We start from the raw sequence: 26053 nt of genomic DNA, 5'->3' as shown, positions 1-26053 counted from the left end.
AATCGGGGCATGAGTTCAATCAACGCCTCCTTCCGAAACGCCCGTCCGATGCAGCTGGCCGACGCCTTGCAGAGTGCGCGAGATTATACGCTGACACTGTTCGAGTGCTTCGCGGCGGCCGGCATGGACGTCGCCGCCAACGTGCCGCAGCTGCGCATCGTCAACCCGCCGTTGTGGGAGTTGGGCCACACCGCTTGGTTCGCCGAATGGTTCATCCTGCGCGAGGCTGCCTCCAGCCACCCGGTCGACGCGCTCTACAACTCCCTGCTGAGCCGGGGCGACGACTGGTTCGACTCGAACACGGTGGCGCACCGCAGCCGCTGGACGCTGGACCTGCCCAGCACCGGCGCCGTCAAGACCTACTGCCACGAGGTGCTCGACCGCGTGCTCGACAAGCTGAGCCGCGAGGCCTTCGAGGACAAGGCGCTGTATCCCTACCGGCTGGCGCTGGCGCACGAGGACATGCACGGCGAGGCCTTCCTGTACACCCTGCAGACCCTGGGCCTGGCCGCGCCGGCCCGGCTGCTGCTCGAGCAGCAGCCCTGCTACACGCCGTTCGACATCCGCTTCCCCGGCGGCACGCTGCACCTGGGCAGCGCCGCCGACGGCGGCTTCGTCTTCGACAACGAGCGGCGCGACCACGCCTGCCACGTGGCGCCGTTCTCCATCGGCAGCAGCCTGGTGACCAACGCCCAGTACGCCGAGTTCATCGCCGACGGCGGCTACGACAAGCGGCAGTTCTGGAGCGGCGCCGGCTGCAACTGGCTGATGCAGCAGGAGCGCTCGGCGCCGCGCTACTGGCAGCGCGAGGGCCAGCAGTGGCGCACCATGCGCTTCGGCCAACTGAGCACGCTGACCGGTGCCGAACCGGTCCGCCACATCAACCTGTACGAGGCGCAGGCCTACTGCGCCTGGGCCGAGCGCCGCCTGCCCACCGAGGCCGAATGGGAATACGCCGCCTTGTCGGGCCACTCGGCATTCCGCTGGGGCCAGTTGTGGGAGTGGACGGCGTCGCCGTTCGAGCCTTACCCCGGCTTTGTCGCCGACCGCTACCGCGAGTACTCGGAGCCGTGGTTCGGCAGCCACCAGGTGCTGCGCGGCGCCAGCTTCGCCACGCCGTCGCGGCTCGGCTCGGCCAAGTTCCGCAACTTCTACCAGCCCGAGCGCGACGACATCTTCTGCGGCCTGCGCACCTGCGCCTGGGAGGGCTGAGCCGGCCGCGCCGGCGCGCCTAGGCCGGGAAGCGGGCGGTGAAGGTGCAGCCGGCGCCGCCCAGGCCCGGCCCCAAGGTCAGGCGGCCACCCAGCCGCGCCGCCGCCTGGGTGGCGATGGCCAGCCCCAGGCCGGTGCCGGCGGCGTCGTGGCCGGCGCCACGGTAGAAGCGTTCGAACACCAGTTCGCGCTCGGCCGGCGCGATGCCGGGGCCGTTGTCGGCCACCGACAGGGTCAGTTCACCGTCGCGCCGCGCCAGTTCCACCACCACCTCGCCGCCGCTGTGCACGTAGCGCAGCGCGTTGGTCAGCAGGTTTTGCAGCACCGACTGGAAGGCGTGCAGCTCGAGCGCCTGCGCCAGGCTGTCGGGCGCCTCCAGCGACAGCTCGATGCCGCGCGCCATCGCCGCCGGCGCCAGCTGCGCCAGCTCCTGCCGCACCACCTGCGCCAGGTCGAGCGGCGCGCTGGCCGGCGCCTGCTCGCGGTCGATCTGCGCCAGCTCCAGCAACTGTTGCACCAGGTGCGAGGCGCGGCCGATGGCGCGGTCCAGCCGCCGTTCGGCGTCGGCGCGCTGGCGCGGGTCGTCGGCCCGCGCCAGCGCGTGGGCCTGGGCGGAGATCACCGCCATCGGCGTGCGCAGCTCGTGGGCGGCGTCCTGCACGAAGGCGCGCTCGCGCTGCACCTTGTGGCCCAGTTGCGCCAGCAGGCTGTCGATGGCGCTGGCCAGCGGCTTCAGCTCGGCGTACCTGGAGTCGATGCCGAGCGGGCGCAGGTCGTCGGCGCCGCGCGCGGCGATGCGCTCGGACAGCGCGCGCAGCGGCCGCATGCCGCGCGCCACGCCGATCCAAATCGGCAGCAGGAACAGCGGGAAGGCGATGACCATGTCGAAGGCCAGGTCGCCGGCCACCATGCGCACCGCCCAGGACTTGGCGATCAGCGGCTGCGCCAGCGTGACCAGCCAGGGGCCGGCGCCACGCTGGAACACGCGGTACTGGTGGCCGTCGATCAGCAGGGTGGTCAGCCGCGCGCTGTCGCCGGGCAGCGCCACGCCGACCCCGGCCGGCGCCGTGTGCAGGCGCCGGCCCTGGCCGTCGGCCAGCTGCAGCAGGCGCACGCCGGGGATCTCGTTGATGCGGTAGGCGTTGTGCAGCATCGCCGCCGAGGCGTCCAGCGCGACGCGCGCCTCGGCCTCGCTGCCGGCCGCCGCCACCGAGGCGGCGACGGCGCCGCCCATCGCCGCCAGGTCGCGGTCCAGCGAGTGCGAATCGAAGAATTCGCTCGACAGGTAGGCCAGCAACAGCAGCCAGGTCAGCGCCACCGCCATCAGCTGCACCAGCAGCACGCGGCGCACCAGCGTCGGGCGCAGGCAGTGGCGCAAGCGTTCGATCGGCGCCATCTCAGGCCGCCAGCATGTAGCCGACGCCGCGCACCGTGCGAATGCGCTCGGCGCCGATCTTGCGCCGCAGGTTGGAGATGTGCACCTCGATGGCGCCGAAGTCGAGCGCCTCGCCGAGCGGTTCCATGCGCTGCGCCAGCGCACCCTTGGGCACCACGGCGCCCGGCTCGCGCGCCAGCTCGAGCAGCAGGTGGAACTCGCGCGGCGACAGTTCCAGCTTCACGCCGGCCAGCGTCGCCGTGTAGCTCTTCGGTTCGATGCGCAGCTCGCCCACGCTCCACACCTCGCTGGCCTGCTGGGCGTAGCGGCGCAGCACGGCGCGGATGCGCGACACCAGCTCGGCCGTGGCGAAGGGCTTGAGGATGAAGTCGTCGGCGCCGCCGTCCAGGCCGGCCAGGCGGTCCTCCAGCGCCGAGCGGGCGGTGATGATGATGACCGGGACGGCGATGCCGGCGCGGCGCCAGCGCGCCAGCAGGTCGAAGCCGGTGCCGTCGGGCAGCGACAGGTCGAGCAGCACGCAGTCGTAGGCGCAGTCGTGGAAGGAGCGCGGCGCCTGCTCGACGCGGCGCAGCCACTCGCTGCTGATGGACTCGGCCTTCAATGCCTGCTGCAGGGCGAAGCCCAGATCCAGGTCGTCTTCAATGATCAGTATGTGCATGCTCGAATTATAGGTGGCCCAACCTTAAGCTAAGCCAAAGCTTGCGGAAAATAGAATGGCGCCATTGATCGTGGAAAGCGGGAGTATGTATATGAAACGCATAGGAACAATCGTGTTGACCTTGGCCTCGGGGTTCTTCCTGCTGGTGGTGGTGCTGGCCACCCAGACCAGCATGTTTGAGTAGTCTTTTTGGTAACTGTGAGTTAATCTCAACTACCCCCAACCTGGAGAGAATTGATGAAGAGAGTAGTCAAGTGGATGTTGATGGCGGTGTTGACCTTGGTGCTGGCGCTGGCCGCGCTGCTGGCCCACACCGTGTACGCCAAGCCGCTCAAGCTGGACTGGTTCTACACCCGCGTGTTCGCCTCGTTCGCGCTGGACAGCCCCGAGCTGCTGTCGTCGCTGCGCATCCTGCCGGGTTGGTTGGACTTCTATAGCGCCAAGCTGGACGACGCTTCGCCGGCGCACGAAAAGAAGATGACGGCGCTGGTCAAGAACGAGCTGGCCGTGCTGGACCAGTACGACCGCAAGGCGCTGGACCGCGAAGGCCAGCTGTCCTATGACACCTTGCACCAGTTCCTGCAACTGCAGGCCGACGGCGAGCCGTTCAGCCAGCACGACTTCCCGCTCAACCAGATGGCCGGCATGCAGAGCGCGCTGCCCAACTTCATGGCGCAGGTGCACCAGGTGAAGAGCAAGGGCGAGGCCGACAACTACGTCGCCCGCCTGAACAAGTTTCCGCGCAAATTCAGCGAACTGCTGGAGGGCCTCAAACAACGCGAGGCCAAGGGCATCATTCCGCCGCGCTTCACGGTGGAGAAGGTGCTGGTGCAGATGAACGGCTTCGTCGCCAAGGCGCCGCAGGACAATCCGCTGTATGCGAGCCTGAAGGAGAAGCTGGCCAAGATTCCGGCCGCGCAGCTCGACGAGGCCGCGCGCGCGCAGCTGCTGGCGCAGGCCGAGGCGGCGATCAAGGACAGCGTCCACCCGGCCTACCGCCAGTTGATCGCCTACTTCGTTGCGCTGCAACCCAAGGCTACCGTCAACAACGGCGCCTGGAGCCTGCCGAACGGCGATGCCTACTACGCCTGGTGCGTGCGCATGCACACCACCACCGACATGACGCCGCAGCAGGTGCACGAATTGGGCCTGGCCGAGGTGGCGCGGGTCGGCGGCGAAATGGACGCGATCCTGCGCCAGCAGGGGCTGGCCGAGGGGACAATAGGCACGCGCGTGCAGACGCTGGCGCGCAGGCCGGAACAGCAGTACGCCAACACGGCCGAGGGCAAGGCGGCCATGCTGGCCGGCTACCAGGCCATCCTCGACGAGGTCAACAAGGGCCTGGACGGCGCCTTCGACGTGCGTCCAAAACTGGGCGTGGAGGTGCGGCCGGTGCCGGCGGCGTCCGAGGCGAGCGCGCCGGGCGCCTACTATGAACCGGGCGCCTTCGACGGTTCGCGGCCCGGCGTCTTCTACGCCAACATGCGCGCGCCGGGCGAAACGCCCAAGTTCGCCATGCGCACGCTGGCCTACCACGAGGGCATCCCCGGCCACCACTTCCAGATCGCCATCGCCCAGGAGCTGAGCGGCGTGCCGTTCTTCCGCAAGGTGATCCCGTTCACCGCCTACCAGGAAGGCTGGGCGCTGTATGCCGAGCGGCTGGCCTACGAGCTGGGCTTCCAAAAAAACCCGCTCGACAACCTGGGCCGCCTGCGCGACGAGATGATGCGCGCCACCAGGTTGGTGGTCGATTCGGGCATCCACTACAAGCACTGGACGCGCGAACAGGCGATCGGCTACATGATGGACAACACCGGCATGGCGGAGGGGGATGTGACGGCGGAGGTGGAGCGCTACTTCGTCGCCCCGGGCCAGGCGCTGGCCTACAAGGTGGGCATGCTGAAGATACTCGCGCTGCGCGAGCACGCCAAGCGGGAGCTGGGCGCGCGCTTCGACCTGAAGCAGTTCCACAACGAGGTGCTCAAGCACGGCGCCTTGCCGTTGACGGTGTTGGAACGGGTGATCGAGGATTGGATCGTTGCGCGTAAGAAGGCCTAGGGAGGCGGGCGCACGTTGCTTGGACGGTTGGAAAAACCGGCGGCCTGGCCTTAGGGTCAGACCCTAGGGTCTGACCCTGCCTTTGCGGCCGTGGGTTCGTCCGCCGTCCCCTGCCGCTTGAGTTAGATCAGCTGCTGCGCCAGGTCGTCCAGGTCGGCAGAGTATTCCAGCTCGTTGAGTTCCTTGCGCGCCACGCCGCTGCGGAAGGCCGCCGTGGCGATCTTCGGCGTGACGCCGCTCAGCAGGCGCGGGTCGAGCAGGCCCGGCACCACGTAGTCCTTGCCGAAGCGCGCGTCGCTGCGCGCCATGCCGGCCAGCGCCACCACGCAGGCGCGCTTCATCTCCTGGTTGATGGTGCTGGCGCCGCAGTCCAGCGCGGCGCGGAACAGGTAGGGGAAGCACAGCGCGTTGTTGATCTGGTTCGGGTAGTCGGAACGGCCGGTGGCGATGATCGCGTCCGGTGCCACTTCGCGCACCAGTTCCGGCCGCAGCTCGGGCTCGGGATTGGCCAGCGTGAAGACGATCGGCGTCTTGGCCATCTTCCGCACGTCCATCTGCGACAGCACGCCCGGACCGGACACGCCAAGGAACACGTCGGCGCCCTCGATCACCTGCGACAGCTTGGTGGCGATGGTGTCGCGCGCCCAGTCCAGCTTTTCGCCGGACAGGCCGCGCGCGGTGGTCAGCACGCCCTGGCTGTCGCAGACGAAGATGTTCTCGCGCCGGGCGCCCAGGTCGACCAGCAGTTCCAGGCAGGCGATGGCGGCGGCGCCGGCGCCCGAGCAGACGATCTTGACGGTGGCGATGTCGCGGCCGCTCATCTCGATGGCGTTCAGCATGCCGGCGCCGACCACGATGGCGGTGCCGTGCTGGTCGTCATGGAAGACCGGGATCGACAGGCGCTCGCGCAGTTTGCGCTCGATGTAGAAGCACTCGGGCGCCTTGATGTCTTCCAGGTTGATGCCGCCGAAGGTCGGGTGCAGGGCGGCGATGATCTCGACCAGCTTGTCCGGATCGGTCTCGTCGATCTCGATGTCGAAGGAGTCGATGCCGGCGAATTTTTTGAACAGGACGACCTTGCCCTCCATGACCGGTTTGCCGGCCAGCGCGCCGATGTTGCCCAGGCCGAGGACGGCGGTGCCGTTGGTGATCACGCCGACCAGGTTGCCCTTGGCGGTGTATTCATAGGCCTTGGCCGGCTCGCGCTGGATCTCCAGGCAGGGCGCGGCGACGCCGGGCGAGTAGGCCAGCGCCAGGTCTTCCTGGGTGCTGACGCTCTTGGTCACCTCGATGGCGATTTTGCCGGCGCTGCCGGAACGGTGATAGGCCAAGGCCTTCTGTTCGATCGTGCTCATTGCTTCTCCTAGCTTGTTCTTGTCGTTTAATGCGAAAAACGCCTGCACAGGCAAAAGCCGGTGCAGGCGCGATGATGCTGATGTCAGCGTCGGATCATGGATACAGGCCGCGTACTTCGCGCGCTTGCAGCACGCGGGTGCAGGCCAGGATGAACGTCGCGGTACGCAGCGTCACCTTCTTGTCCTGCGCCACGCTCCAGACGGCGTTGAAGGCCTCTTGCATGATGCGGGTCAGACGGGCGTTGATCTCGTCCTCGCTCCAGAAGAAGCTGGAGAAGTCCTGCACCCATTCGAAGTAGCTGACGGTCACGCCACCGGCGTTGGCCAGCACGTCCGGCACGATCAGCACGTCCTTGTCGGTCAAAATATCGTCCGCTTCCGGCGTGGTCGGGCCGTTGGCGCCTTCCAGGATGATCTTGGTGCGGATGATGTTGGCGTTGGCGGCGGTGATCTGCTGTTCCAGCGCGGCCGGGATCAGGATGTCCGACTCGATGCCCCAGAAGGCGTCGCGGTCGAGGAAGGCTTCGGCGCCGGGGAAACCGGTGACGCTGCCGCATTCGGCGACGTGCTGGTGCAGACGGGCCACGTCCAAACCACCCTGGTTGACCACGGTGCCGGTGTGATCCTGTACCGCGATCACTTTCGAGCCGGCTTCGGCGAACATGGTCGCTGCCACGCCGCCGACGTTGCCGAAGCCCTGGATGCAGACACGGGCGCCGGGGATGCTGACGCCACGCTTGGCGGCGGCTTCGCGGCCCACCACGAACACGCCACGGCCGGTCGCTTCGCGGCGGCCCAGCGAGCCACCCAGCGAGATCGGTTTGCCGGTCACGACACCGGTCGACAGGTTACCTTCGATCATGGCGTAGGAGTCCATCATCCAAGCCATCACCTGTTCGTTGGTGTTGACGTCGGGCGCCGGGATGTCCTTGTTAGGGCCGATGATCAGGCTGATTTCGCTGGTGTAGCGACGGGTCAGGCGCTGCAGCTCGTTGCGCGACAGGGTCTTTGGATCGACACGGATGCCGCCCTTGGCGCCGCCGTATGGCACGTTGACCGCCGCGTTCTTGACCGTCATCCAGGCCGACAGGGCCATCACTTCGGACAGGGTGACGTCCTGGTGGAAGCGCACGCCGCCTTTGCCGGGACCGCGCGACATATTGTGCTGCACGCGGTAGCCTTCGTAGTGGGCGATCGAGCCGTCGTCGCGCTCGATGGGCACGTCAACGGTCAGGATGCGCTTCGGGCGCTTGAGGGTTTCGACCCAACGCGACAGGCTGCCCAGGTGGGGCGTGACGCGTTCGATCTGTTCGAGGTAAACGCCCCAAGGGCCGAGATCATCGGGATTGAGGTAGGAAGGCAGTGCGTGTTGGGTGGTCATGCTGAAAGCTCCTATGAATTCGTGATTGTCGCCACTGGTGAAGGCGTTCAAGTGGCACGAATCATAGGACGAGGCGGGCTGGGCCGGCCAATGCTGTATGCGCATTTGGCTATGCATTTTTTGCATAGTTTAGGACGCCGGCCCAACCCGGAAAGGCAAGGGGTCTGACCCCGTACGGGGTCAGACCCCGGCGGTGGCGCAGCGGGTTGGGGTTGGAATTCAGCGTTCGGAGACGGCGACGCGGCGCTTGCGGTTGGCGCTTTTCTGCGCGTGTTCGAGGTACTCCCACAGCCGCTCGACGATGGCCTTGCCGCGTCGTTGCGCCGACGGGCGCTCGCGGTAGAGGCGGATCTCCATCTCGATTTCCCAGTCCGGCACGCCGCCGTCGGCGCGCGCCAGCTGCTTTTGTTTCAGCTCGCGGGTCACCGCCGACTCGGGCAGGAAGGCGATGCCGCGACCTTCCAGCGCCATCATCTTCAGGCCCTCGGCCATGTCGGTTTCGTACTGCGGGTCGAGGTGCAACTGCGTTTTGGTGTCGGACAAAATCAGGTCGACCATGCGGCCCAGATAGGCGTTATTCGTGTACGACAAAAACGGCAGCGGGCCCTTGGCGCTGCCCGGCAGGGTGAACTCGGGCACCTTGTTCTTGTCGCAGCGGGCGTAGGCGCGCAGCGATTCGCGGCCCATCACCAGCATGTCGTAGCGGCCCGGGTCGAGCTGCACCGGCTGGCGCGGATGGTGGTAGCACAGCAGCAGGTCGCAGCCGCCTTCGACCAGTTGCAGCACGGCGTCGTGCACGTTGAGCGCCATCAGGCGGCTGCTGATCGGGGCGAAGTCGCGCTCCAGCGCGGTCAGCCATTTCGGCACGAAGGTCAGCGACAGCGTGTGCGGCACGGCCAGGTCGATGCTGGTCTGCGCCGCCGCGCGCTTGGAGCGCAGCATGTCGCGCGCGCCGTTGATCTGCGCCAGCATCTCCAAGGCCTGCTCGTAGAACACCACGCCGGCCGGGGTCAGCCGGGTAGGGTAGGAGGTGCGGTCGATCAGGTCGGTGCCGAGCCAGTTCTCCAGCGACTGGATGCGGCGCGAAAAGGCCGGCTGCGTCACGTGGCGCAGCGCCGCCGAGCGGCTAAAGTTGTTGGTCTCGACCAGCGAGATGAAGTCTTCCAGCCATTTCGTTTCCATCGCTTGCAGTGTCCCGAGTGTGTGTACCGATCCGTGATTTTACAGGTAGGAGTTGGCCGCGCCGCGCGCGCAGCCTTGCAGGTGGCGCGCCAGCAGCACCGCCAGCTCCGCGTCGGCGTCGACGGCGGGGTCGGACGAGGGCGCCAGCGTCTCGACCACGGCGCAGTCGAAGGCCGCCGCGCCGTCGCGCCGCCAGTCGGCTTGCAGCGCGGCGTAGCGGTGCTGGCCAAAGCCGAGTTGGAAGCGGTGGCGGTTCAACAGGCCTTCCGGGTTGCGGCTGGCCTCGATCAAGGCCCTGCCGCTGGCGATGTGGCGGATGACCACGACGCCGGCCGCCGGCGGGCTGAGTTTGTAGGCGGCTTTCAGTTCCGCCTTGCGCGCATTGGCTTGCTTCATGTTTGCTCCGGGTTGTTAGTGTAAGCGATGCGGCGCATCGGCGTGGCCACCGCCGCCGTCAGCGCGAACAGCAGCAACAGGCCGCCGCCGCCGGCGAACAGTTGGCTCAAGGTGATCGATTGCAGCAGCCAGCCGGTGGCCGCCGCCGACAAGGGCGCCAGCCCCATGAAGATGAACATGAAGATGCTCATGGCGCGCCCCATCATGTCGCGCGGCACGCGGCGCTGGATCCAGCTGAACACGGCGATCTGCATGAAGCCGGACAGCACGCCGACCAGCAGCAACAGCAAGGCCCCTTGCCAGGTGGCGTCGATGGCGCCGAGCGGCATCAGCAGGGCGCCGGCCAGCGCGTCGACCAGCAGGATGGTGGCGCCGAAGCTGGCCAGGCGCAGGCGCGCGCCACCCACCGCCGCGACGGCCATGCCGATCAACATGCCGCTGCCGTTGGCGGCCATCAGCAGGCCGAAGGCGCTGGCGCCTTGCAGTTTTTGATCGGCCAGCACTGGCAGCGCCACTTGCAGCGAGCCACCGATGAACAGCGCCACCACGCCCCAGTAAGCGAAGCAGGTGCGCAGCGCGCGGTCGTGCCAGACCATCGCCAGGCCGGCGCCGACGGCGCTCAGCACCGGCGCTTGCCGCGCCGCCGACGCGGCTGGCGGCATGCGCACCTGCGACAGGGTCCAGGCGGACAGCAGGAAGCTGAGGCAGTCGATGGCGAAGGCCAGCGCGATGCCGTGGGCGTTGGCGACCAAGCCGGCGCCGCCATTGGCCGCACCCGCGCCGGCACCCGCAGCGGCCGCGTCGAGCGCGCCCGCTGTGACGCTGGCGCTTGCGCCGCCGTCGCCACCTAGTGCGATTAGGGCGGCGGCCAGCAGCGGCCCGGCCAGCATGGAGATCTGGCGCAGGCCCATCATGATGCCGTTGGCCATGTCCAAGTGTTCGGGCGCGATGGTGCGCGGCAGGATCGAGGTGCCGGCGGGGATGCTGAAGGCCTGCGCCAGGCCGATCAACAGGGCCAGCGCGTAGAGGATGGACAGCGTCATCTGCGGGCCGACCAGCAGCGTGAACGACAGCGTGTCGCTCAGCGCGACGGTGTGCGGCGTGTGCGGGTTCAGCACCAGCGCGGTGAGCAAGGCGAGCAGCAGGGCGTTGGCGTACTTGCTCAGCATGAGCACGCGCTTGGGCGAGTGGCGGTCCACCAGGGCGCCGCCGATGAGGATGAAGATCGCGCGCGGCACGCTCATCATCGCCACCACCAGGCCGAGCGCCAGCGGGTCGCCGGTGAGTTTAAGTACCAGCCAGGGCAGGGCGATCAGGGTCAGTTGGTCGCCGATCAGCGAGACCACGCTGCCGCGCATCAGCCAACGGAAGTTGGGGTCGCGCGTCAGGGCGGCGCGCTGGGTTGTGCTGTCGGACATGGCGGCTCCGTCAGGTGCTGGAGAAATGGACGCCGGCCACTTGGCCGAGCGCGGCGCCGAGCGTGTCCAACTGGTCGGCCGGGCAGTTGCGCAGCAGTTCGGCGCAGGTCTGCTGCGCTGTCAGCAGGGCGTTGTTGAGCATGGCCTGCCCGGTCGGCGTGATGGCGGCGAAGCCGACGCGGGCGTCGCGCGGGTCGGCCTCGCGGCTGATCAGGCCGATTTTTTCCAGCGGCAGCAGGGTGCGCGTGACGCCGGAGGCGGTCAGGCCCTGGCGCTCGGCCAGGTCGACGCGGCGCAGCCGGCCGCCGGGCGCGCGGTTCAGGTAGAGCAGCAGCATGAAGTCGCTGAAGCTGATGCCGTGGTGGCCGCCCAGCGTGGCGTCGAGGCGGCGCAGCATGACGGCCTGGGCGCGCGCCAGGCGCAGCGTGAAGTCGAGGGCGGCGCCGATGGCGGGGGTGTCGTTGTTGCTATTGTGCTCGCTCATGGCGGGTTTCCTTGTGTCGGTGTGGCAGCTGCATTACTTGAGTGTTATTTGAGTAATGCTTGAGTAATCAAGTATATCGCAATTAAAAAACCGCGCAAGCGATTTTTGTCCTTGTGCGGTGGCGGGGGGGATGAGCCGGCGCGGAGGGTGCCCTTGCCAACAGAGTGTTGAACCCGCACCCCGGACGCTGGGGTCTGACCCCGCCGGGGTCAGACCCCTTGCAGCCGCATTGCGGGGTAGTGCTTGGCTAAGCGGTCGAGTATGCCGCTGGGTCGAGCCGCCTCACTGCTCGTCGCGCTCGCGGTGGTCGGCGCTGCCGACCTTCCAGTAGCCGGCGTTGGTGAGGGCGGCGGGTGGCAGGCCGCGTTCCTGCAGCAGGTGCTGGCGCACGGCGCGCACCATCGCCGACTCGCCGGCCAGCCGGCCGCTCCCTCGTCGCCGTGCATCACGAAGTCGAGGTCGAGGTAGCCGGCGGCCTGGTCGAAGGCGCGCACGGTATAGGCGCGGCCCGGCGGGCGCACGCCGTCCGGCGCCGGGAAGAACACCTTCATCCACTGGCCCGGCAGGTCGATGCGCAGGGCGCGCAGACTGTGGCCGGCGACGGAGATGCGGCGCATGCCGGGACTGAGGTCGCGGATCTGCACCACCTCGGCCAGGTAGGTGGTGCGGGGAGGTTTGGTGCTGTTCATGGTTTGGCTCCGGTGGCGGTGGGGACTGTGGCGGCGGGCGCCTTGGCCGGCGCGCGGGCGAACCAGACGATGGCTAGGGCGACGGCGAAGGCGAAGGCGGACAAGGCGAAGAAGTCGTTCAGCGACAGCATGCGGGCCTGGATGTCGCGCTGGCGCGAGATCACGGCCCAGGCCTGCTCGGGCGAGAAGCCGGCCGCTGTCAGCTTGCCGACCACGGCGGCGCTTTGCTGGCCCCAGCCGGTGAGCGTGTCGGCCAGGTGGCTTTGGTGGAAGCGCGCGCGGTGCTCCCAGAAGGTGCCGGCCATCGACGCCACCAGGCTGCCGGACATCATGCGGATCGCCGTTTGCAGGCCGGAGGCGGCGGCGATCTTCTCCGGCGCGAGGCCGGCCAGCGACAGGCTGACCAGCGGCGTCAGGAAGAAGCCGATGCCGATGCCCTGCGCCAGGCAGATCAAGGCGACCGTGCCGGCGTCGACGGCGGTGGTCATGGTCGAGCGCCACAGCGCCACGGCGATCCAGGCGAGGAAGGCGACGCTGGCGAAGCGGCGCGCGTCGGTCTTGCGCACCCACTGGCCGAGGAAGGGCGCCAGCGCGATGCCGAACAGGCCCATCGGCGAGGTGACCAGGCCGGCCCAGGTGGAGCTGTAGCCCATGTCGGTTTGCAGCCACAAGGGCGTGAGCACCAGCGCGGCGAAGTAGAAGCCGAAGCCCAGTGCGACGGCGGCCGTGCCGACGGCGAAATTGCGCTGCTTGAACAGGCGCAGGTCGATGATGGGGTGGGGCGTGCGCAGCTCCCAGGCCACCAGCGCGATGAAGCCGAGCAGCGCCGCCGCCGCCGAGGCGCAGATGAAGTCGGAGGCGAACCAGTCCAGCGTGCGGCCACGGTCCAGCGTCAGTTGCAGGCTGCCGATGGCCAGCGCGAGCAGGGTCAGGCCGGGCAGGTCGATGGGCAGCTTGAGGGTGGGCGTGTCGCGCCCGCGCAGCAGCGTGGCGGTGGACAGCACGACGAACAGGCCGACCGGCGCGTTGACCAGGAAGATCCACGGCCAGGTGAAGGTGTCGGTGAGCCAGCCGCCCAGCAGCGGGCCGGCGACCGGCCCGGCCATGTTGGTCATGGCCCACATGGCGACGGCCAGGGCCTGCTTCTCCTTGGGGAAGACGGCGACCAGCAGCGCCTGGCTGAGCGGCACGATGGGGCCGGCCACGGCGCCTTGCAGGATGCGGCAGGCGAGCAGCGATTCGAACGAGCCGGCCAGCCCGCACAGCACCGAGGCGATGGTGAAGGCGGTGATCGCGGCGAGGAACAGGCGCACCTGGCCGAAGCGGCGCGACAGCCAACCGGTGAGCGGGATGCAGATCGCGTTGGCGATGGCGAAGGAGGTGATGATCCATTCGCCCTCGTCCGAGCTGATGCCCAGGTTGCCGGAGATGGTCGGCACGGAGACGTTGGCGATGGTGATGTCGACCACCGCCATGAACGAGGCCAGGCCGAGCGACAGCGTGGCCAGCGTGCGGGTGCCGCCTTCGAGCGGCACCAGGGCTTGTTTGGCGGGCGCGTCGGCGGCTGCCGTGGTGCTTGCGGCACCCATCACTGCGCTCCGCTGAGCCGCGCGGCGCGCTTGCCGGCGCTGGCGTCGCCGTCGGCGCCGCTGTCGTTGGCGTTGCTGCCGACGCCGCTGCGGCCAGCGCCGATGCTGCCATCGATCAGTTGGCGCACGTGGGCGTCGGCCGCCGCGCTTTGCGCCGCGTACAGCGCGCTGGCGTCGTCCACCCGGGCGGCGCGCGTGGCGGCGGCGGGGCAGCTGCTGGTGTCGATGCTGACCCGGGTCGACATGCCGATGCGCAGTGGATGGCTGAGCAGCTCGGCGCGCTCCAGGCGGATGCGCACCGGCACCCGCTGCACCACCTTGATCCAGTTGCCGCTGGCGTTCTGCGCCGGCAGCAGGGCGAAGGCGGCGCCGGTGCCGGCCTCGATGTCCTCGACGTGGCCGTGGTAGACCACCGATTTGCCGTAGACGTCGGCGGTGACGGTGGCCGGCTGCTGCGGACAGACGCCCTTCAGCTGCACCTCCTTGAAATTGGCGTCGACCCACAGGCGGTCGAGCGGGACGATGGACATCAGCCGTTCGCCCGGCTGCACGCGGCGGCCCAGTTGCACGCTGCGTTGCGCCACCATGCCAGCCACCGGCGCCTGCACGCTGCCGCGCAGCAGGGCCAGTTGCGCCGCGCGCACGCGTTGCGCCGCCGCGTCGACGGCCGGGTGGGCGCTGACGCTGGCGCCGCTGATCTGGGTTTGCGCCTGCGCCGCCATTTGCTGGGCCGCTTGCAGCGCGGCCGTGGCGCCGCGCACGGTGTCGGCGGCGTGGCGCACCTCCTCGGCGGTGACGGCGCCGGAGGCGGCGATGCTCTTGCGGCTGGCGAGGTCGGCCTGGGCGCGGTCCAGCTCGGCCTGGCGGGCTTCGATGTCGGCGCGGTAGCGGGCCTCGCCGGCGTTGAAGCCGCGCACGCTGCGCAGCGCCTGCGCCAGCTGGGCCTCGGCCGCCGCCAGCTCGATGCGGGCGTCGGCCGGGTCGATCTCCACCAGCGGCGCGCCGGCGTCGACGCGGTCGCTGTTGTCGGCCAGGACGCGGCTGACCATGCCGGGCACCTGCGCGGTCAGCTGCACCACCTGGCCGCCGACGTAGGCGTCGTCGGTGCTGCGTTGCCGGTCGTCGGCGAAGATCCACCAGGCGCCGGCGGCGAGGGCGGCGACACAGGCGGTGGCGCCAAGGCCGGTGGCGATGTGGCGGCGCTGGTTGGTGGCGGTGCTTGGATTGTTTTCGGTGTTGTTCATGGCGTTAGCGTTGTGATGTTGGGATGGTCTGGACGGAGGTGGCGGTGGCAATGCCGGCGGCGGCGGACCGCCAGGCGCCGCCGAGCGCGCGGATCAGGCCGAGCTGGGCCAGGCCGGTGCGTGTCGCCGCCTCCAACGCGCGGCGCTGGCTGCCCAGCAGCGCCAGTTGGGCGGTGTTGATGTCGAGCGCGCCGGCCATGCCGCTGTGCGCGCGCTGCTGCTGCAGGGTGGCGGCCTGGCGCCAGTCCCGCATGGTTTGCCGCGCCAGCTCGTCGCGCTGGCGCGCGCCGCGCAGGGCGACGACGCCGTCGGCCACCTGCTGCAGCGCCGTCATCACGGTGTGGTGGTAGGCGGCGACGGCGTTGTCGTAGTCGGCGCTGCGCTGCTTGAGCTGGCCGCGCCGGGCGCCGCCGTCGAACAGCGGCAGGCTGAGTGCCGGGCCGACGCCGGCGGCCACGCTGCCGGGCCGCATCAGCTGGCCCAGGTCGAAGGCGCGCAGGCCGGCGAAGGCGGCGATGTCGATGTCGGGATAGAAGGCGGCGCGCGCCACGGCGATGTCCTGCTGCGCCGCCTCGACCATGGCGCGCTGGGCCTGCACGTCCTGGCGCCGGGCCAGCAGCGAGGCGGGCAGGGTGGACGGCGGCAGCGGATCGGCCAACTGCAGCAGGGCCGGCGCGGTGAGCGTGTCGCCGAAGGCCGGGCCTTGGCCGAGCAGGGCGGCGATCTGGTGGCGTCGGTGCGGCAGCTCGGCGTCGATGTTGGACAGCTCGCTGCGGGTTTGCGCCAGCGCGTCGCGCGCCGCCACCATGTCCAGTTCGGTGGCCAGGCCGGCGCGCACGCGAGTGGCCAGCAGGGTGATGGTTTGCTGGCGCTGGTTCAAGGCCGCCTCGGCCAGGGCGTGCAGCTTGTGCGCGCGGTCGAGTTGTAGATAGGCCTCGACGATGGCGGTTTGCAGCAGCAGGCCGGCGTCGGCGGCCTGCGCCAGCGCCGCTTGCTGGCGCGCCTGCGCCGAGGCCTTGGCGGCCTGGCGCTTGCCCCAGAAGTCGAAGCGGTAGCGCGCGTCGGCCAGCAGCAGGCCTTCGCTGCCGCTCTTGCCGGCGTATTGCGACGAGTAGCTGTAATGGTCGGGGAAGTGCTCCAGCGCGGCGCCGGCGCTGGCGCCGAACTGCACCGCGTCGGCGGCGCCGATGGTGTCGACGGCCGCCTGGGAGCGGCGGATGCGCGCCTCGGCCAGGGCGATGTCGGGCGCCTGTTCGGTCAGCGCGCCGAGCAGGCGCTCCAGCTGCGGGTCGCCGTAGCGGCGCCACCAGTCGCCGGCGGCGAGGGCGGGCAGGGCGGCGCCGGCGGCTGAGGTGCTGGCCTGGCCGGCGATGCTTTGGCCGGGCTGGATGGCGTCCAACCGCGGCAGCGTGGCCTGCGGGTGGATGTCCTGGCCGGTCTGGCAGCCGGCCACCGCCAACAGGCAGCAGCCGGCCAGCAGGCCGGCGGGGAGACGGGATCGTCTGGGTTGCAACATGGCGCTTCCTTATCAAGATGGAAGTCGCCAGCTTAGGTGGCCGGGGGATGTTTGAAAATGATCGTCGTGGTAACAATGACTTTCATCTAGTGAAACTGAGTTTCGTGGTAAGGTTGGCCAAAATTTAACTTTTAGGCATCTTCAAAGGACCCCATCCCGACCATGCAAGCACTGGATTTGAACCTGTTGATCGCGCTCGACGCGCTGCTCACAGAGGGCAGCGTGACCGGCGCCGCCGAGCGCATGAACCAGAGCGTGCCGACCATGAGCCGCACGCTGGCGCGCATCCGCCTGGTGGTGGGCGACCCCATCTTCGTGCGCGCCGGCCGGGTGATGGTGCCGACCGCGCGCGCCGAACAGCTGCGCGACGGCACCCGCACGCTGGTGGCACAGGCGCAAGCCTTGCTGCAGCACGGCGGCGAGTTCGATTTCCAGACCTTGGAGCGCAGCTTCACCATCCGCGCCGACGACGGCTTTGTCAGCAGCTTCGGCCCGGTGCTGTTGCGCGCCTTGACGAAGGTGGCGCCGCGCGTGCAGATCCGCTTCCGCTCGCAGGGCCTGCAGGACGTGGAGGCGCTGCGCGCCGGCCTGGTCGATCTGGACATCGGCGTCATCAACGACATCGGCCCGGAGATCGTGCGGCAGACCTTGTTCAAGGACCGCTTCGTGGCGGCCTTCCGCCTCGGCCACGTGCTGGAGCAGGCGCCCGAGCTGACGCCGCAACTGTTCGCCGACTGCGGCCACGTCACCGTGTCGCGCCGTGGCCGCACCAGCGGACCGCTCGACGAGGCGCTGGCCGAGCGGGGCCTGAGCCGGCGCGTGGCGGCGGTGGCGCCCACCTTCGCGGAGGCGCTCGCCATCGCCCGCGAGACCGATCTGGTGGCCACCGTGGCCGAGCGCCTGACGCAGACCGCGCGCCACGGCATGCGCACGCGCGAGCTGCCGCTGGAGACGCCGCTGGTGACCATCTCGCAGGCCTGGCACCCGCGCTGCAACGCCGACCCCGGCCACCGCGCCTTGCGCGCGCTGCTCAAACAGTCCTGCGAACTAGCGTATTGAGGATGCTTAGAGGGAGCGCCGAACCCCGCAAGCTCGGGGTCTGACCCCGTACGGGGTCAGACCCCGACCGTGGTGGGCCGTCTCGGGGTGGCAAAAAAACGGCCACCAGATCGCTCTGGTGGCCGTTTTTATTGTGTGCCGCTAGCGGTGACGATTAACGATCGCCGTAGCTGCTGCTGGTGCGGCGGGCGCCGTCGGTGGTGCGGGCGCTGCTGCCCTTGTAGCCGCCGGTGCTGCCGCCGTCTTTGCGCGGTGCGCCTGGCTTGCTGAAGGTGCGCTGGCCTGGCTTGGCCGCTGGGCTGCGGTTGTCGCCTGGTTTCCAGCCGCCTGGACGCGAAGGCGAGCGGGTTGCCGACGCGGTCTTCTTAGGCTCGAAGCCCTCGACGACGTTGACCGGGATCAGCTGCTTGGTGAAGCGCTCGATGCGTTTGACGTTCATGCCTTCGGCGTGGTTCACCAGCGAGATCGCCAGACCGTTGCGGCCAGCGCGGCCGGTACGGCCGATGCGGTGGACGTAGTCTTCCGGGAACTTCGGCAGGTCGTAGTTGAACACGTGGGTGATGGTTGGAACGTCGATACCGCGGGCGGCAACGTCGGTGGCAACCAGTACCTTCACCTGGCCGCGGCGCATGCCGTCCAGGGTGCGGTTACGCGCGCCCTGGTGCATGTCGCCGTGCAGCGCGGCGGCCGAGAAACCGGCGATGTTCAGACGGTCGGCGATGGTGTCGGCGTCACGCTTGGTGGCGGTGAAGACCACGGCCTGGTCCAGCGTTTCGTCGCGCAGCAGGTGGTCCAGCAGGCGGTTCTTGTGCGACAGGTCGTCGACGAAGTGGACGCGCTGCGAGATGTTCTCGTGCTTGTTGGCGGCGCTGACCACTTGGATCACTTGCGGGTTCTTGGTGATGCGGCGGGCCATGTTGCCGACCACGCCGTCGAGCGTCGCCGAGAACAGCATGGTTTGACGGGTCGACGGGGTCGCTTCGACGATCTTTTCGATGTCGTCGATGAAGCCCATGTCGAGCATGCGGTCGGCTTCGTCGAGCACCAGGATTTCCAGTTGCGAGAAGTCGATCTTGCCCGATTCCATGTGGTCGATCAGACGGCCGGGGGTCGCCACCAGAATCTCAGGATTCTTGGCCAGCAGTTGCATCTGTTTAGGGTAAGGCATGCCGCCCAGGATCGAGACGGCCTTCAGGCGACGCAGGTTGACGGCGTACTTGTCGGTGTTCGAGGTTACTTGCAGGGCCAGTTCGCGGGTCGGGGTCAACACCAGCATTTTTGGCTGCGCAGCTTTGAAACGTGGACGCTCGCCGCGCGCACGGGCGGCTTGCATTTCCTGGTTCGCGGTCTTGCCGGCGGCGCTCTGTTCGCCTTCCAGCGACAAGCGGTGCAGCGACGGCAGCATGAACGCTGCGGTCTTGCCGGAACCGGTTTGCGAGGACACCAACAAGTCCTTGCCTTCGATGGCGGCAGGAATCGCTTGCATCTGGACCGGGGTGGGCGCGGTGTAGCCGGCGTCGGTCAGTGCTTTGATAAGGGACGTGTTGAGGCCTAATGATTCAAATGTCATTCTTTTCTTTCGTAAAAATCAGCGTTCATGCAAAAGCAGAACGCGAAATAGCAACGCCAACCAAAACGAAATGACTCAATCAAAATCGAAAGAAATTTCGGCACAAAAGCTTTGCGCCGGGACGGTGTCAGGTGCGACACACAAGGCGGGAGGGCTTTAGAAGCGTCATCCGAGGGATGCGCTAGGGCTTGCGAAGCTGCTAATTATTATAGGCGTCTGCAGTGTTGCAGCGCACAAGCGACACTATACCGTATTTCTACTGTTTCTGCACGTATTAATGAGTTTGCGCATATGAGCGCCACCTATGAAACAGCAAGTTGTATCTATTTGTAAGTTTGCGACCCCGTGTCGCCGTGTCGTCCGTTTCACGTTCCATGCCGGGATGTTCCGGGAACACGGAGGCGACTATGTTGCAGCAAACGGTGGGACGAATGGCGGGACGAATGGTGGCGCTGATGCTGGCGCTGTGCTGCGTGGCGGGCGCCGCTCGCGCCGCTGCCGCACCGCAGATCATGACGACGATAGGCGGCGAGCGGCCCTTGCGCCTGCAAAGCCTGGACATAGACGGCAGCGTCAGCGGCGGCATGGCGCTGACCAGGGTGCGCATGGTGTTCTTCAATCCGAACCAGCGCGCGCTGGAGGGGCGGCTGCAGTTTCCATTGCTGCCGGGCCAGCGGATCACCGCCTTCGCGCTCGACGTCGAGGGCCAACTGCGGCCGGCGGTGCCGGTGGAGAAGGCCAAGGGACGGCAGATCGTCGAGCAGCTGGAGCGGCGCCGTGTCGATCCGGCGCTGCTGGAGCAAACCCAGGGCAACAACTTCCAGCTGCGCGTGTATCCGATCGCCGCGCAGGGCACGCGGACAGTCGAATTGACGTATGCGGAGCCGCTCGAGCGCGAGGGCGCCAACTGGGCCTACCGCCTGCCGCTGGCGTATGGCGAGGTGGCGCGTGGCTTGAACTTGCGGCTACAGTTGAACGGCGCCGACGCCGCGCCGCAGGCCAGCGGCACCTTGGCGGAGCTGGCCTTCGCCCGGCGCGCTGGCGGCTACGAGGCGCAGATCGTCAAGGAGCACGTTAGCCTGGACGGCACGCTCAAGCTGCTGCTGCCGGCCAGCGCCGAGCCGCGCAGCTTCGTCCAGCAGTTCGACGGCGCCACCTACTTCATGGCCGAGGTGCCGCTGCCGCCGCTGCCGCTGCCGCTGTCCCTGGCCGCGCCGCGCGGCGCACGGGTGCTGCCGAAGGTGGTCGGCCTGCTGTGGGACAGCTCCGGCTCCGGCGCCAACCGCGCCCACGCCGCCGAGCTGGTGGAACTGGAGCGCTACTTCAAGGCGCTGGGCGATGGCGAGGTGCGCTTGACCCGCCTGCGCGACCGCGCCGAGGCGACGCTCAGCTACAAGGTCGTCAACGGCAATTGGGACGCGCTGCGCAAGGCCTTGCAGGACACCGTGTACGACGGCGCCAGCGCGCTGGCCGACTGGCGCGCCCAGGCCGACGTGGGCGAATACCTGCTGGTTAGCGATGGCCTGCTGAACTACGGCGGCCAGCGCTTCCCAGAGCTGAAGGCGGGGCAGCGGCTGTACGCGCTCAACTCCGCGCTGAGCGCCGACAGCGGCCGCTTGGCCGCGCTGGCCGAGCGCACTGGCGGGCGCCTGGTGCAGATCCGCGCCGACCTGCCAGGCGCGGCGGCGCAGGCCTTGCTGAGCGAGGGCGTGCAGCTGCGCGCGATCCGCGCCAACGGCGCCAGCGAGGTGTTGAGCGCGCCGGTCGACGCGGTGGACGGCCAACCCGGCCTGCTGCGCCTGGCCGGCAAGCTGACCAGTCCGACGGCGCAGCTACAACTGACCTTGCAGCAGCAGGGCCGACCGGTGGAACTGAACATCGAATTGTCGTCGGCCGCGCCGCAGCACGCCTTGGCGGCGCAGCTGTGGGCCGGCTACAAGCTGCACCAGTTGGAGGCCGACTACGAGCTGCACCGCGCGGCGATCCGCCGCCTCGGCACGCAGTTCGGCATGCCGACGCGCGAGACCTCGCTGCTGGTGCTCGACACGCTGGAGGACTACGTGCGCTACGACGTCGCGCCGCCGGCCCAGTACCTGGCCGCGTTCGAATCGCTCGAGGGCCTGCGGCGCGGCGATCTGGCGCAGCGTCGCGGCAAGCAGCTCGAGCGGGTGGTGCGCGCCTTCGAGCAGAAGGTGGCCTGGTGGGAGAAGTCCTATCCGAAGGACTTTTTGTATCGGCTGCCGCCCAAGCCCGGAATGGCCGAGGAGCCGGCCGACGATATGCCGCCGCTCCCGGCGCCGCGCCCGCTGGCCCGTCCCGCGCCGGCGCCGTCGTGGGAGCGCGAGAAGGTCGTCGTGGGCGGCAGCCGCGTGACGCAGGGCGATCTGGCGTATGGCGCGCCGGCGCCGGCGGGGCCGGCGGCCGAGTCGGCGGTTGTGGCGGCGGCGACCAACTTCCTGCACCGGGCCGAGTCGAAGTCTGCGACGTCGGGCACCAGCGAGATCGGCGTGTCGCTGCAAAAATGGCGCGCCGACGCGCCCTACATCGCCCGCCTGCAGGCGGCCGGCACCGACCGGCTGTACGCCATCTACCTCGACGAGCGGCCGTCCTACACCAACAGCAGCGCCTTCTTCCTCGACGTGGCCGACCTGCTGTTCGAGCGCGGCCAGCGCGAGCTGGCGCTGCGTGTGCTGTCCAACCTGGCCGAGATGGATCTGGAAAACCGCCAGGTGCTGCGCATCCTCGGCTACCGCCTGATGCAGGCCGGCGCGCCGGAACTGGCGATCGGCGTGTTCGAAAAGGTGCGTGAGCTGGCCGAGGAGGAGCCGCAGTCCTTCCGCGACCTGGGCCTGGCCCACGCCGCCGCCGGCCACGCCCAGCAGGCCGTGGACCAGCTGTACGAAGTGGTGCTGCGGCCGTGGGACCAGCGCTTCGCCGAGATCGAGCTGATCGCGCTGGCCGAGCTGAACGCCATCGTCGCCAACGCGCCGCGCAAGGCCGCGCTCGACACCAGCCGCATCGACCCGCGCCTGCTGAAGAACATGCCCTTGGACCTGCGCGCGGTGCTCAGCTGGGACGCCGACAATAGCGACATGGACCTGTGGGTGACCGACCCGAACGGCGAGCGCTGCTTCTACGGCAAGCGCTTCAGCTACCAGGGCGGCCGCATGTCGCTCGACTTCACCGGCGGCTACGGGCCGGAGGAGTTCTCGCTGCGCCACGCCAAACCGGGCAAGTACCGCATCGAGGCCAACTTCTACGGCAGCACGCAGCAGCTGGTGGCCGCCGCCACCACGCTGCAGCTGCGCCTGAGCGGCGGCTTCGGCGGCGGCGCGGCGCAGGACAAGCTGATCACGCTGCGTTTGAAGGGGCGCGGCGAGACGGTGCTGGTGGGCGAGTTCGAGGTCAAGCCGAAGTAGGGCGGGGACCGGAGTGCCGCTGCAGGGTCACGATATCGGCGTACTCGGCATACTCGGCATACTCGGCATACTCGGCACAATCGGCGTGTTCCGCCCGTGGCATAATCGGCAACCATGACATTTGCCGAACAACCGTCCCAAGACGACGCGCCGCTGCGGCGCATCGCCCGCGCCGAATACGCGCTGCGCATGAACCGCGTGCTCGACTACATCGACGCCCACCTCGACACGCCTCTGGAGCTGAGCCAGTTGGCCGACGTGGCCAACTTCTCGCGCTTCCACTTCCACCGCATCTTCGCAGCCTGGATGGGCGAGACGCTGGGCGACTACGCGCGCCGGCGCCGCCTGGAGGTGGCGGCACAGCGGCTGGCTTGCGGCAGCGGCGCCTCGGTGCTGGCGACGGCGCTGGCCTGCGGCTTCGGTTCCGGCGAGGCCTTCGCGCGCGCCTTCAAGCTCAAGTTCGGCTGCACGCCGACCGCCTGGCGCGCCGGCGCGCCCGAGCGCCGGACGGCGCAACTGGCGGCGCTGCGCGCGCCGCAGAGCAATCCGGATCAGGCGGATAGCAAGCACGATCAGGCGGGCGGGGGCGCGCCCGGCGACTATGGAGTCTCTTCCCAACTTCATAGAAAGAACAACATGCAAGTACGCGTAATCGATTTGCCGCGAGTGCGGATAGCCTACCATCGCCACATCGGCCCCTACGGCGCGCCGGTGACTGCGTTCTGGCGCGACAAGGTGGCGCCGTGGATCCAGTCGAACGGTTTGCAGGGGCGCTTGTGCTTCGGCGTCGGCCACGACGACCCCAGCGTGACGGCCGCCGACAAGTGCCGCTACGACGCCTGCGTCGCCGTGCCGGACGACTTCCGGGGTAACGGCATGGTCAGCGTCGGTTCGCTGCCGGGCGGGCGCTACGCGGTGGCCGAATTCAAGGGTAGCCCGGCCAGCATCGGCGGGGCGTGGATGACGCTGATGCGCGAGTGGCTGCCGTCGAGCGGTCTGCAGTGCGACGAGCGGCCTTGCTTCGAACAGTTCGCGCCGGCCAGCGCGCTCGATCCGCTGACGGGCGAGTTCAGCTGTGAGCTGTGCATTCCGGTGCGTGCGCTCTAAACTTTTACCAGCAATGTAGCTCGCCATCGCCGACATCGTGGCGGCGATGGCGAGCTATTCCTGCGCCGCCTTGATCCTCGCGCGCAGGGTCTCGGGCACCGGGTGGTCCGGGTAGGCCAAGCGAAATCTCGTCCACTCGCTGAGCGCGTCCTGGCGCAGCTCGGCCTTCAGCATCTCGTCGATAACGTTCAACCAGGCCTGCGCCCGCGCCGCCTCGGCCGGCTTGGCAGCGGCGGCCGGGCCGGTTGGCGCGGCCATGAGACGCGAGCCGGTGACGGTCACGTTGACGGCATCACTGGCGGCGGGCGCTCCGTAGCCGGCGACCGGCGCGGGCGGTGCTACGGTTGCCGGCGCCGGCGCGCTTAGGTAGCCGGCGGGCGCGCTGGTGGCGCGGGCGTAGACGGATTGTTCAGCAGCAGGCTTTTCCAAGACACTGGCCGACGCCGGTGCGGCCTTGGGCGGTGGTGCTATATGGGTACGCGCCGCGTCATTGTCACGCGCGACGGTTTCTTCGGTCGACATCTTGGAACCCGGCACTGCGGCGCGCGCGGCCGAAGCGGCAAGAGGGGGAGCGGGGGCCGGAGGGGCAGCCGCAGCGGTAGGTTTCGGAGCAGGAGCAACAGCAGGTGCAGCAGGAGCCGCAGGAACCGGTGCGGTCGGAGCAGATGCGACCGTGGGTGCGGCAGCCACGGTGATCGATTCGGCCGTGGCGGGAGCTACGGCGCTTTGACGCGGTGGTGCGATGCGTTCGGACTCGGGTTGCCGCTGCCATTGCAGCATCAGCGAGATGGCGCCGATGACGCTGGCGGCGGTGGCCAGCGGCATGCGCCAGCGCGCCAGCCTGCTCACGGTCGGCTGCGGACGCAGTTCGCCGGCGGTGGATTCGCCGGCGCCCGGTGCTGGGTCGTTGGCCGCTAGCTTGGTCGAAGTCGAAGTCGAAGCCGGCGCCGCCAAGTCGGCCCGCACGGCGGCCAGGATGGTGGCGTCCAGCGCGGCCGGCGCCTGCGGCTGGGGCAGGGCGGACAGCTGGCGCGCCAGCGCGCCGTCGCCGCGCAGGAAGGCCTCGAACTCGTCGTCGTCCAAGTGGTCTTTGCCCTTGCTAGTCATGCCTGCTCCCCTTGCGCGGCCAGTCCGGTCGACAATTGTTCACGTAATTTTCGCATGGCGTAGCGCAGCCGGCTTTTCACCGTCTCCACCGGCGCGTCGACCAGCGCGGCGATCTCCTCCAGGCTCATGCCGCTGAACTGCTGCAGCACCAGCGCCTCCTTTTGCTCGACCGGCAGCGTGTAAATGGCGGCGTGCAGGCCGGCCTGGCGCTGGCGCGCGTCGAGTGCCTGCTCCTGGTTGCTGTGGCGCGCGTCGGCGTGGGACGCGGCGTGGGCGCCGTCGGCCAGCTGGTCGAACAGCGGCGCACCGTCGCGGTCGGCGCCCAGCTCGCTGGCCAGCAGGGCTTGCGGCTGGCGTTGCAGGTCGATCAGGCGGTTGCGCGCGATCTGGTACAAATAGGTGCGGAAGCTGGCCTGCGGCTGGTAGCGGGCGCGTGCCTGGTGCAGGCCGATCCAGCTGTCCTGGGCGATCTCGTCGACCCAGTCGCGGCGCGGCGAGCGCCAAGCCACGAAGCGGTACAAGCCGCCGCTGTGGCGCCGGTACAGCTCCTGGAAGGCGCCCAGGTCGCCGTCGCGGTAGCGCAGCATCAGGGTCTCGTCGGTCGGCTCAATTGACATGCCGGCAAGTGTAGGGGCAACGGCATGGCGATGCAACACCTTACCCGCAAGCAGGCTTGCCGCCGGGTGGAAGGCGCGGGTCACTCTATCAGTCCGTGCGGCGGATGGCCCCTATGGCTTGACTGGCGGCTTGGCCGGCGCTGCGGCGACCGGCGCCGGCTGGGCGTAGATGACGATGGGCGCGGGCGCAGCCGATTTCGGCACGGCATTGTTGAGCACGAAGGTCATGATGGTGATCCCGGCAATGCCGAGGCCGGAGACGGTGCCGACTATCCATTTGACCATCGTCAAGGTTAGCGCGTGCAGGTCGGCTCGAACATCGGCAATGTCCGCCTTGGTGGCGGTTTGGTCGAGGCGCACCTCGATCTTTGCCAGGCGCTCCTTGGCATCCGAGGCGAACTCTTCGAGTTTTGTTAGCCTAGCTTCCATCGTTCCATCATAGGACGGATCGCCCTCGGCCGCAACCGCGCCATCGGCAATTTCAGGCGAGTAGCTTTCTGCCAAGGTGTGACAATCAGTGAATATTTCCCATAATGCAACATGTTATAGTCTGAAAATAGTTTCTGACAAGTGCTGATGCTTTGAGATGCGCAGTA

At 68.7% G+C, this 26053-nt stretch carries 22 protein-coding genes and 1 pseudogene; 6 read left to right on the top strand and 17 right to left on the bottom strand.

The window, feature by feature from the left end; translation table 11 throughout:
• Positions 1–9 precede the first annotated feature (9 nt).
• Entirely contained in the window at positions 10–1212 is a 1203-nt protein-coding gene (gene senA, locus QC826_RS18490) for a selenoneine synthase SenA (protein WP_279761895.1), read from the top strand.
• A gap of 19 nt (positions 1213–1231) precedes the next feature.
• Here senA and QC826_RS18485 read toward each other — a convergent pair whose 3' ends face one another.
• Both QC826_RS18485 and QC826_RS18480 read right to left on the bottom strand, forming a co-directional pair.
• Positions 1232–2608, bottom strand: coding sequence for a sensor histidine kinase (locus QC826_RS18485; protein WP_279761894.1), 1377 nt, complete (start codon positions 2606–2608; stop codon positions 1232–1234).
• Between the two features lies 1 nt (position 2609).
• Positions 2610–3266, bottom strand: coding sequence for a response regulator transcription factor (locus QC826_RS18480; RefSeq protein WP_279761893.1), 657 nt, complete (start codon positions 3264–3266; stop codon positions 2610–2612).
• A 55-nt stretch (positions 3267–3321) separates the two neighbouring features.
• Here QC826_RS18480 and QC826_RS18475 point away from each other — a divergent pair, with 55 nt between their 5' ends.
• Both QC826_RS18475 and QC826_RS18470 read left to right on the top strand, forming a co-directional pair.
• Complete coding sequence (locus QC826_RS18475; RefSeq protein ID WP_279761892.1) at positions 3322–3450, top strand: hypothetical protein; 129 nt, start codon at positions 3322–3324, stop codon at positions 3448–3450.
• A gap of 53 nt (positions 3451–3503) precedes the next feature.
• A complete protein-coding gene (locus QC826_RS18470; RefSeq protein WP_279761891.1) occupies positions 3504–5324 on the top strand; it encodes a DUF885 domain-containing protein in 1821 nt (606 codons plus the stop codon).
• 122 nt (positions 5325–5446) lie between these two features.
• Here QC826_RS18470 and QC826_RS18465 read toward each other — a convergent pair whose 3' ends face one another.
• From QC826_RS18465 to QC826_RS18415, 11 genes and pseudogenes are all read right to left on the bottom strand, one after another.
• On the bottom strand, positions 5447–6679 hold the full coding sequence (locus tag QC826_RS18465) for a malic enzyme-like NAD(P)-binding protein (RefSeq protein ID WP_313872669.1): 1233 nt from the start codon (positions 6677–6679) through the stop codon (positions 5447–5449).
• Positions 6680–6773: 94 nt separating this feature from the next.
• On the bottom strand, positions 6774–8060 hold the full coding sequence (locus QC826_RS18460; protein WP_093388532.1) for a Glu/Leu/Phe/Val family dehydrogenase: 1287 nt from the start codon (positions 8058–8060) through the stop codon (positions 6774–6776).
• Between the two features lie 219 nt (positions 8061–8279).
• Complete coding sequence (locus QC826_RS18455) at positions 8280–9242, bottom strand: LysR family transcriptional regulator (protein WP_279761890.1); 963 nt, start codon at positions 9240–9242, stop codon at positions 8280–8282.
• Between the two features lie 39 nt (positions 9243–9281).
• A complete protein-coding gene (locus QC826_RS18450; RefSeq protein WP_279761889.1) occupies positions 9282–9638 on the bottom strand; it encodes a GIY-YIG nuclease family protein in 357 nt (118 codons plus the stop codon).
• A complete protein-coding gene (locus tag QC826_RS18445; RefSeq protein ID WP_279761888.1) occupies positions 9635–11056 on the bottom strand; it encodes an MFS transporter in 1422 nt (473 codons plus the stop codon). Before QC826_RS18445 ends, QC826_RS18450 begins: the two co-directional genes overlap by 4 nt.
• A gap of 10 nt (positions 11057–11066) precedes the next feature.
• Positions 11067–11540, bottom strand: coding sequence for a MarR family winged helix-turn-helix transcriptional regulator (locus QC826_RS18440; protein ID WP_279761887.1), 474 nt, complete (start codon positions 11538–11540; stop codon positions 11067–11069).
• 282 nt (positions 11541–11822) lie between these two features.
• Positions 11823–11942 carry a hypothetical protein gene (locus QC826_RS18435; protein ID WP_279766531.1) on the bottom strand — a complete coding sequence of 40 codons (120 nt, stop codon included), beginning with the start codon at positions 11940–11942 and terminating at the stop codon, positions 11823–11825.
• 29 nt (positions 11943–11971) lie between these two features.
• Positions 11972–12229: pseudogene (locus tag QC826_RS31710) on the bottom strand (siderophore-interacting protein); the annotation flags it as partial.
• Positions 12226–13818, bottom strand: coding sequence for a DHA2 family efflux MFS transporter permease subunit (locus QC826_RS18425; RefSeq protein WP_279761886.1), 1593 nt, complete (start codon positions 13816–13818; stop codon positions 12226–12228). The gene QC826_RS18425 and the pseudogene QC826_RS31710, both read right to left, overlap by 4 nt.
• Positions 13818–15062, bottom strand: coding sequence for an HlyD family efflux transporter periplasmic adaptor subunit (locus QC826_RS18420; RefSeq protein WP_279761885.1), 1245 nt, complete (start codon positions 15060–15062; stop codon positions 13818–13820). The genes QC826_RS18425 and QC826_RS18420 overlap by 1 nt, the downstream gene beginning before the upstream one ends.
• A gap of 4 nt (positions 15063–15066) precedes the next feature.
• Complete coding sequence (locus QC826_RS18415; protein WP_279761884.1) at positions 15067–16578, bottom strand: efflux transporter outer membrane subunit; 1512 nt, start codon at positions 16576–16578, stop codon at positions 15067–15069.
• A 162-nt stretch (positions 16579–16740) separates the two neighbouring features.
• Here QC826_RS18415 and QC826_RS18410 point away from each other — a divergent pair, with 162 nt between their 5' ends.
• Positions 16741–17637 carry a LysR family transcriptional regulator gene (locus tag QC826_RS18410; protein WP_279761883.1) on the top strand — a complete coding sequence of 299 codons (897 nt, stop codon included), beginning with the start codon at positions 16741–16743 and terminating at the stop codon, positions 17635–17637.
• 154 nt (positions 17638–17791) lie between these two features.
• Here QC826_RS18410 and QC826_RS18405 read toward each other — a convergent pair whose 3' ends face one another.
• Positions 17792–19207, bottom strand: coding sequence for a DEAD/DEAH box helicase (locus tag QC826_RS18405; protein WP_279761882.1), 1416 nt, complete (start codon positions 19205–19207; stop codon positions 17792–17794).
• A gap of 431 nt (positions 19208–19638) precedes the next feature.
• Here QC826_RS18405 and QC826_RS18400 point away from each other — a divergent pair, with 431 nt between their 5' ends.
• The gene (locus QC826_RS18400; protein ID WP_279761881.1) at positions 19639–22626 is read left to right on the top strand and encodes a VIT domain-containing protein; all 2988 of its coding nucleotides are present in this window, start codon (positions 19639–19641) and stop codon (positions 22624–22626) included.
• A 114-nt stretch (positions 22627–22740) separates the two neighbouring features.
• Positions 22741–23733, top strand: a complete 993-nt coding sequence (locus QC826_RS18395; protein WP_279761880.1) for a GyrI-like domain-containing protein — start codon at positions 22741–22743, stop codon at positions 23731–23733.
• 54 nt (positions 23734–23787) lie between these two features.
• Here QC826_RS18395 and QC826_RS18390 read toward each other — a convergent pair whose 3' ends face one another.
• The 3 genes from QC826_RS18390 to QC826_RS18380 all read right to left on the bottom strand — a co-directional run bounded on the left by QC826_RS18390 (position 23788) and on the right by QC826_RS18380 (position 25961).
• Entirely contained in the window at positions 23788–24840 is a 1053-nt protein-coding gene (locus tag QC826_RS18390; protein WP_279761879.1) for a hypothetical protein, read from the bottom strand.
• Positions 24837–25457 (bottom strand): sigma-70 family RNA polymerase sigma factor, encoded by a 621-nt coding sequence (locus tag QC826_RS18385; RefSeq protein WP_279761878.1) that lies wholly within the window; start codon positions 25455–25457, stop codon positions 24837–24839. Before QC826_RS18385 ends, QC826_RS18390 begins: the two co-directional genes overlap by 4 nt.
• 111 nt (positions 25458–25568) lie before the next feature.
• A complete protein-coding gene (locus QC826_RS18380; protein WP_279761877.1) occupies positions 25569–25961 on the bottom strand; it encodes a hypothetical protein in 393 nt (130 codons plus the stop codon).
• Positions 25962–26053: the final 92 nt, after the last annotated feature.

Source organism: Rugamonas sp. DEMB1 (genome assembly GCF_029834475.1).
GTDB lineage: Bacteria > Pseudomonadota > Gammaproteobacteria > Burkholderiales > Burkholderiaceae_D > Rugamonas > Rugamonas rubra.
This window is presented reverse-complemented; position numbering and strand designations above follow the sequence as displayed.

What these genes read in the sequence shown, in the direction of transcription:
- QC826_RS18435 (WP_279766531.1), bottom strand. Translation starts at nt 11,942, where the DNA reads ATGGTGCGCGCCGTGCGCCAGCACCTGCTGCAGGAACGCGGCCTGCCA.
- QC826_RS18475 (WP_279761892.1), top strand. Translation starts at nt 3,322, where the DNA reads ATGGCGCCATTGATCGTGGAAAGCGGGAGTATGTATATGAAACGCATA.
- QC826_RS18425 (WP_279761886.1), bottom strand. Translation starts at nt 13,818, where the DNA reads ATGGGTGCCGCAAGCACCACGGCAGCCGCCGACGCGCCCGCCAAACAA.
- QC826_RS18445 (WP_279761888.1), bottom strand. Translation starts at nt 11,056, where the DNA reads ATGTCCGACAGCACAACCCAGCGCGCCGCCCTGACGCGCGACCCCAAC.
- QC826_RS18410 (WP_279761883.1), top strand. Translation starts at nt 16,741, where the DNA reads ATGCAAGCACTGGATTTGAACCTGTTGATCGCGCTCGACGCGCTGCTC.
- QC826_RS18415 (WP_279761884.1), bottom strand. Translation starts at nt 16,578, where the DNA reads ATGTTGCAACCCAGACGATCCCGTCTCCCCGCCGGCCTGCTGGCCGGC.
- QC826_RS18480 (WP_279761893.1), bottom strand. Translation starts at nt 3,266, where the DNA reads ATGCACATACTGATCATTGAAGACGACCTGGATCTGGGCTTCGCCCTG.
- QC826_RS18385 (WP_279761878.1), bottom strand. Translation starts at nt 25,457, where the DNA reads ATGTCAATTGAGCCGACCGACGAGACCCTGATGCTGCGCTACCGCGAC.
- QC826_RS18485 (WP_279761894.1), bottom strand. Translation starts at nt 2,608, where the DNA reads ATGGCGCCGATCGAACGCTTGCGCCACTGCCTGCGCCCGACGCTGGTG.
- QC826_RS18440 (WP_279761887.1), bottom strand. Translation starts at nt 11,540, where the DNA reads ATGAGCGAGCACAATAGCAACAACGACACCCCCGCCATCGGCGCCGCC.
- QC826_RS18400 (WP_279761881.1), top strand. Translation starts at nt 19,639, where the DNA reads ATGGCGGGACGAATGGTGGCGCTGATGCTGGCGCTGTGCTGCGTGGCG.
- senA (WP_279761895.1), top strand. Translation starts at nt 10, where the DNA reads ATGAGTTCAATCAACGCCTCCTTCCGAAACGCCCGTCCGATGCAGCTG.
- QC826_RS18470 (WP_279761891.1), top strand. Translation starts at nt 3,504, where the DNA reads ATGAAGAGAGTAGTCAAGTGGATGTTGATGGCGGTGTTGACCTTGGTG.
- QC826_RS18455 (WP_279761890.1), bottom strand. Translation starts at nt 9,242, where the DNA reads ATGGAAACGAAATGGCTGGAAGACTTCATCTCGCTGGTCGAGACCAAC.
- QC826_RS18405 (WP_279761882.1), bottom strand. Translation starts at nt 19,207, where the DNA reads ATGACATTTGAATCATTAGGCCTCAACACGTCCCTTATCAAAGCACTG.
- QC826_RS18395 (WP_279761880.1), top strand. Translation starts at nt 22,741, where the DNA reads ATGACATTTGCCGAACAACCGTCCCAAGACGACGCGCCGCTGCGGCGC.
- QC826_RS18390 (WP_279761879.1), bottom strand. Translation starts at nt 24,840, where the DNA reads ATGACTAGCAAGGGCAAAGACCACTTGGACGACGACGAGTTCGAGGCC.
- QC826_RS18465 (WP_313872669.1), bottom strand. Translation starts at nt 6,679, where the DNA reads ATGAGCACGATCGAACAGAAGGCCTTGGCCTATCACCGTTCCGGCAGC.
- QC826_RS18460 (WP_093388532.1), bottom strand. Translation starts at nt 8,060, where the DNA reads ATGACCACCCAACACGCACTGCCTTCCTACCTCAATCCCGATGATCTC.
- QC826_RS18450 (WP_279761889.1), bottom strand. Translation starts at nt 9,638, where the DNA reads ATGAAGCAAGCCAATGCGCGCAAGGCGGAACTGAAAGCCGCCTACAAA.
- QC826_RS18420 (WP_279761885.1), bottom strand. Translation starts at nt 15,062, where the DNA reads ATGAACAACACCGAAAACAATCCAAGCACCGCCACCAACCAGCGCCGC.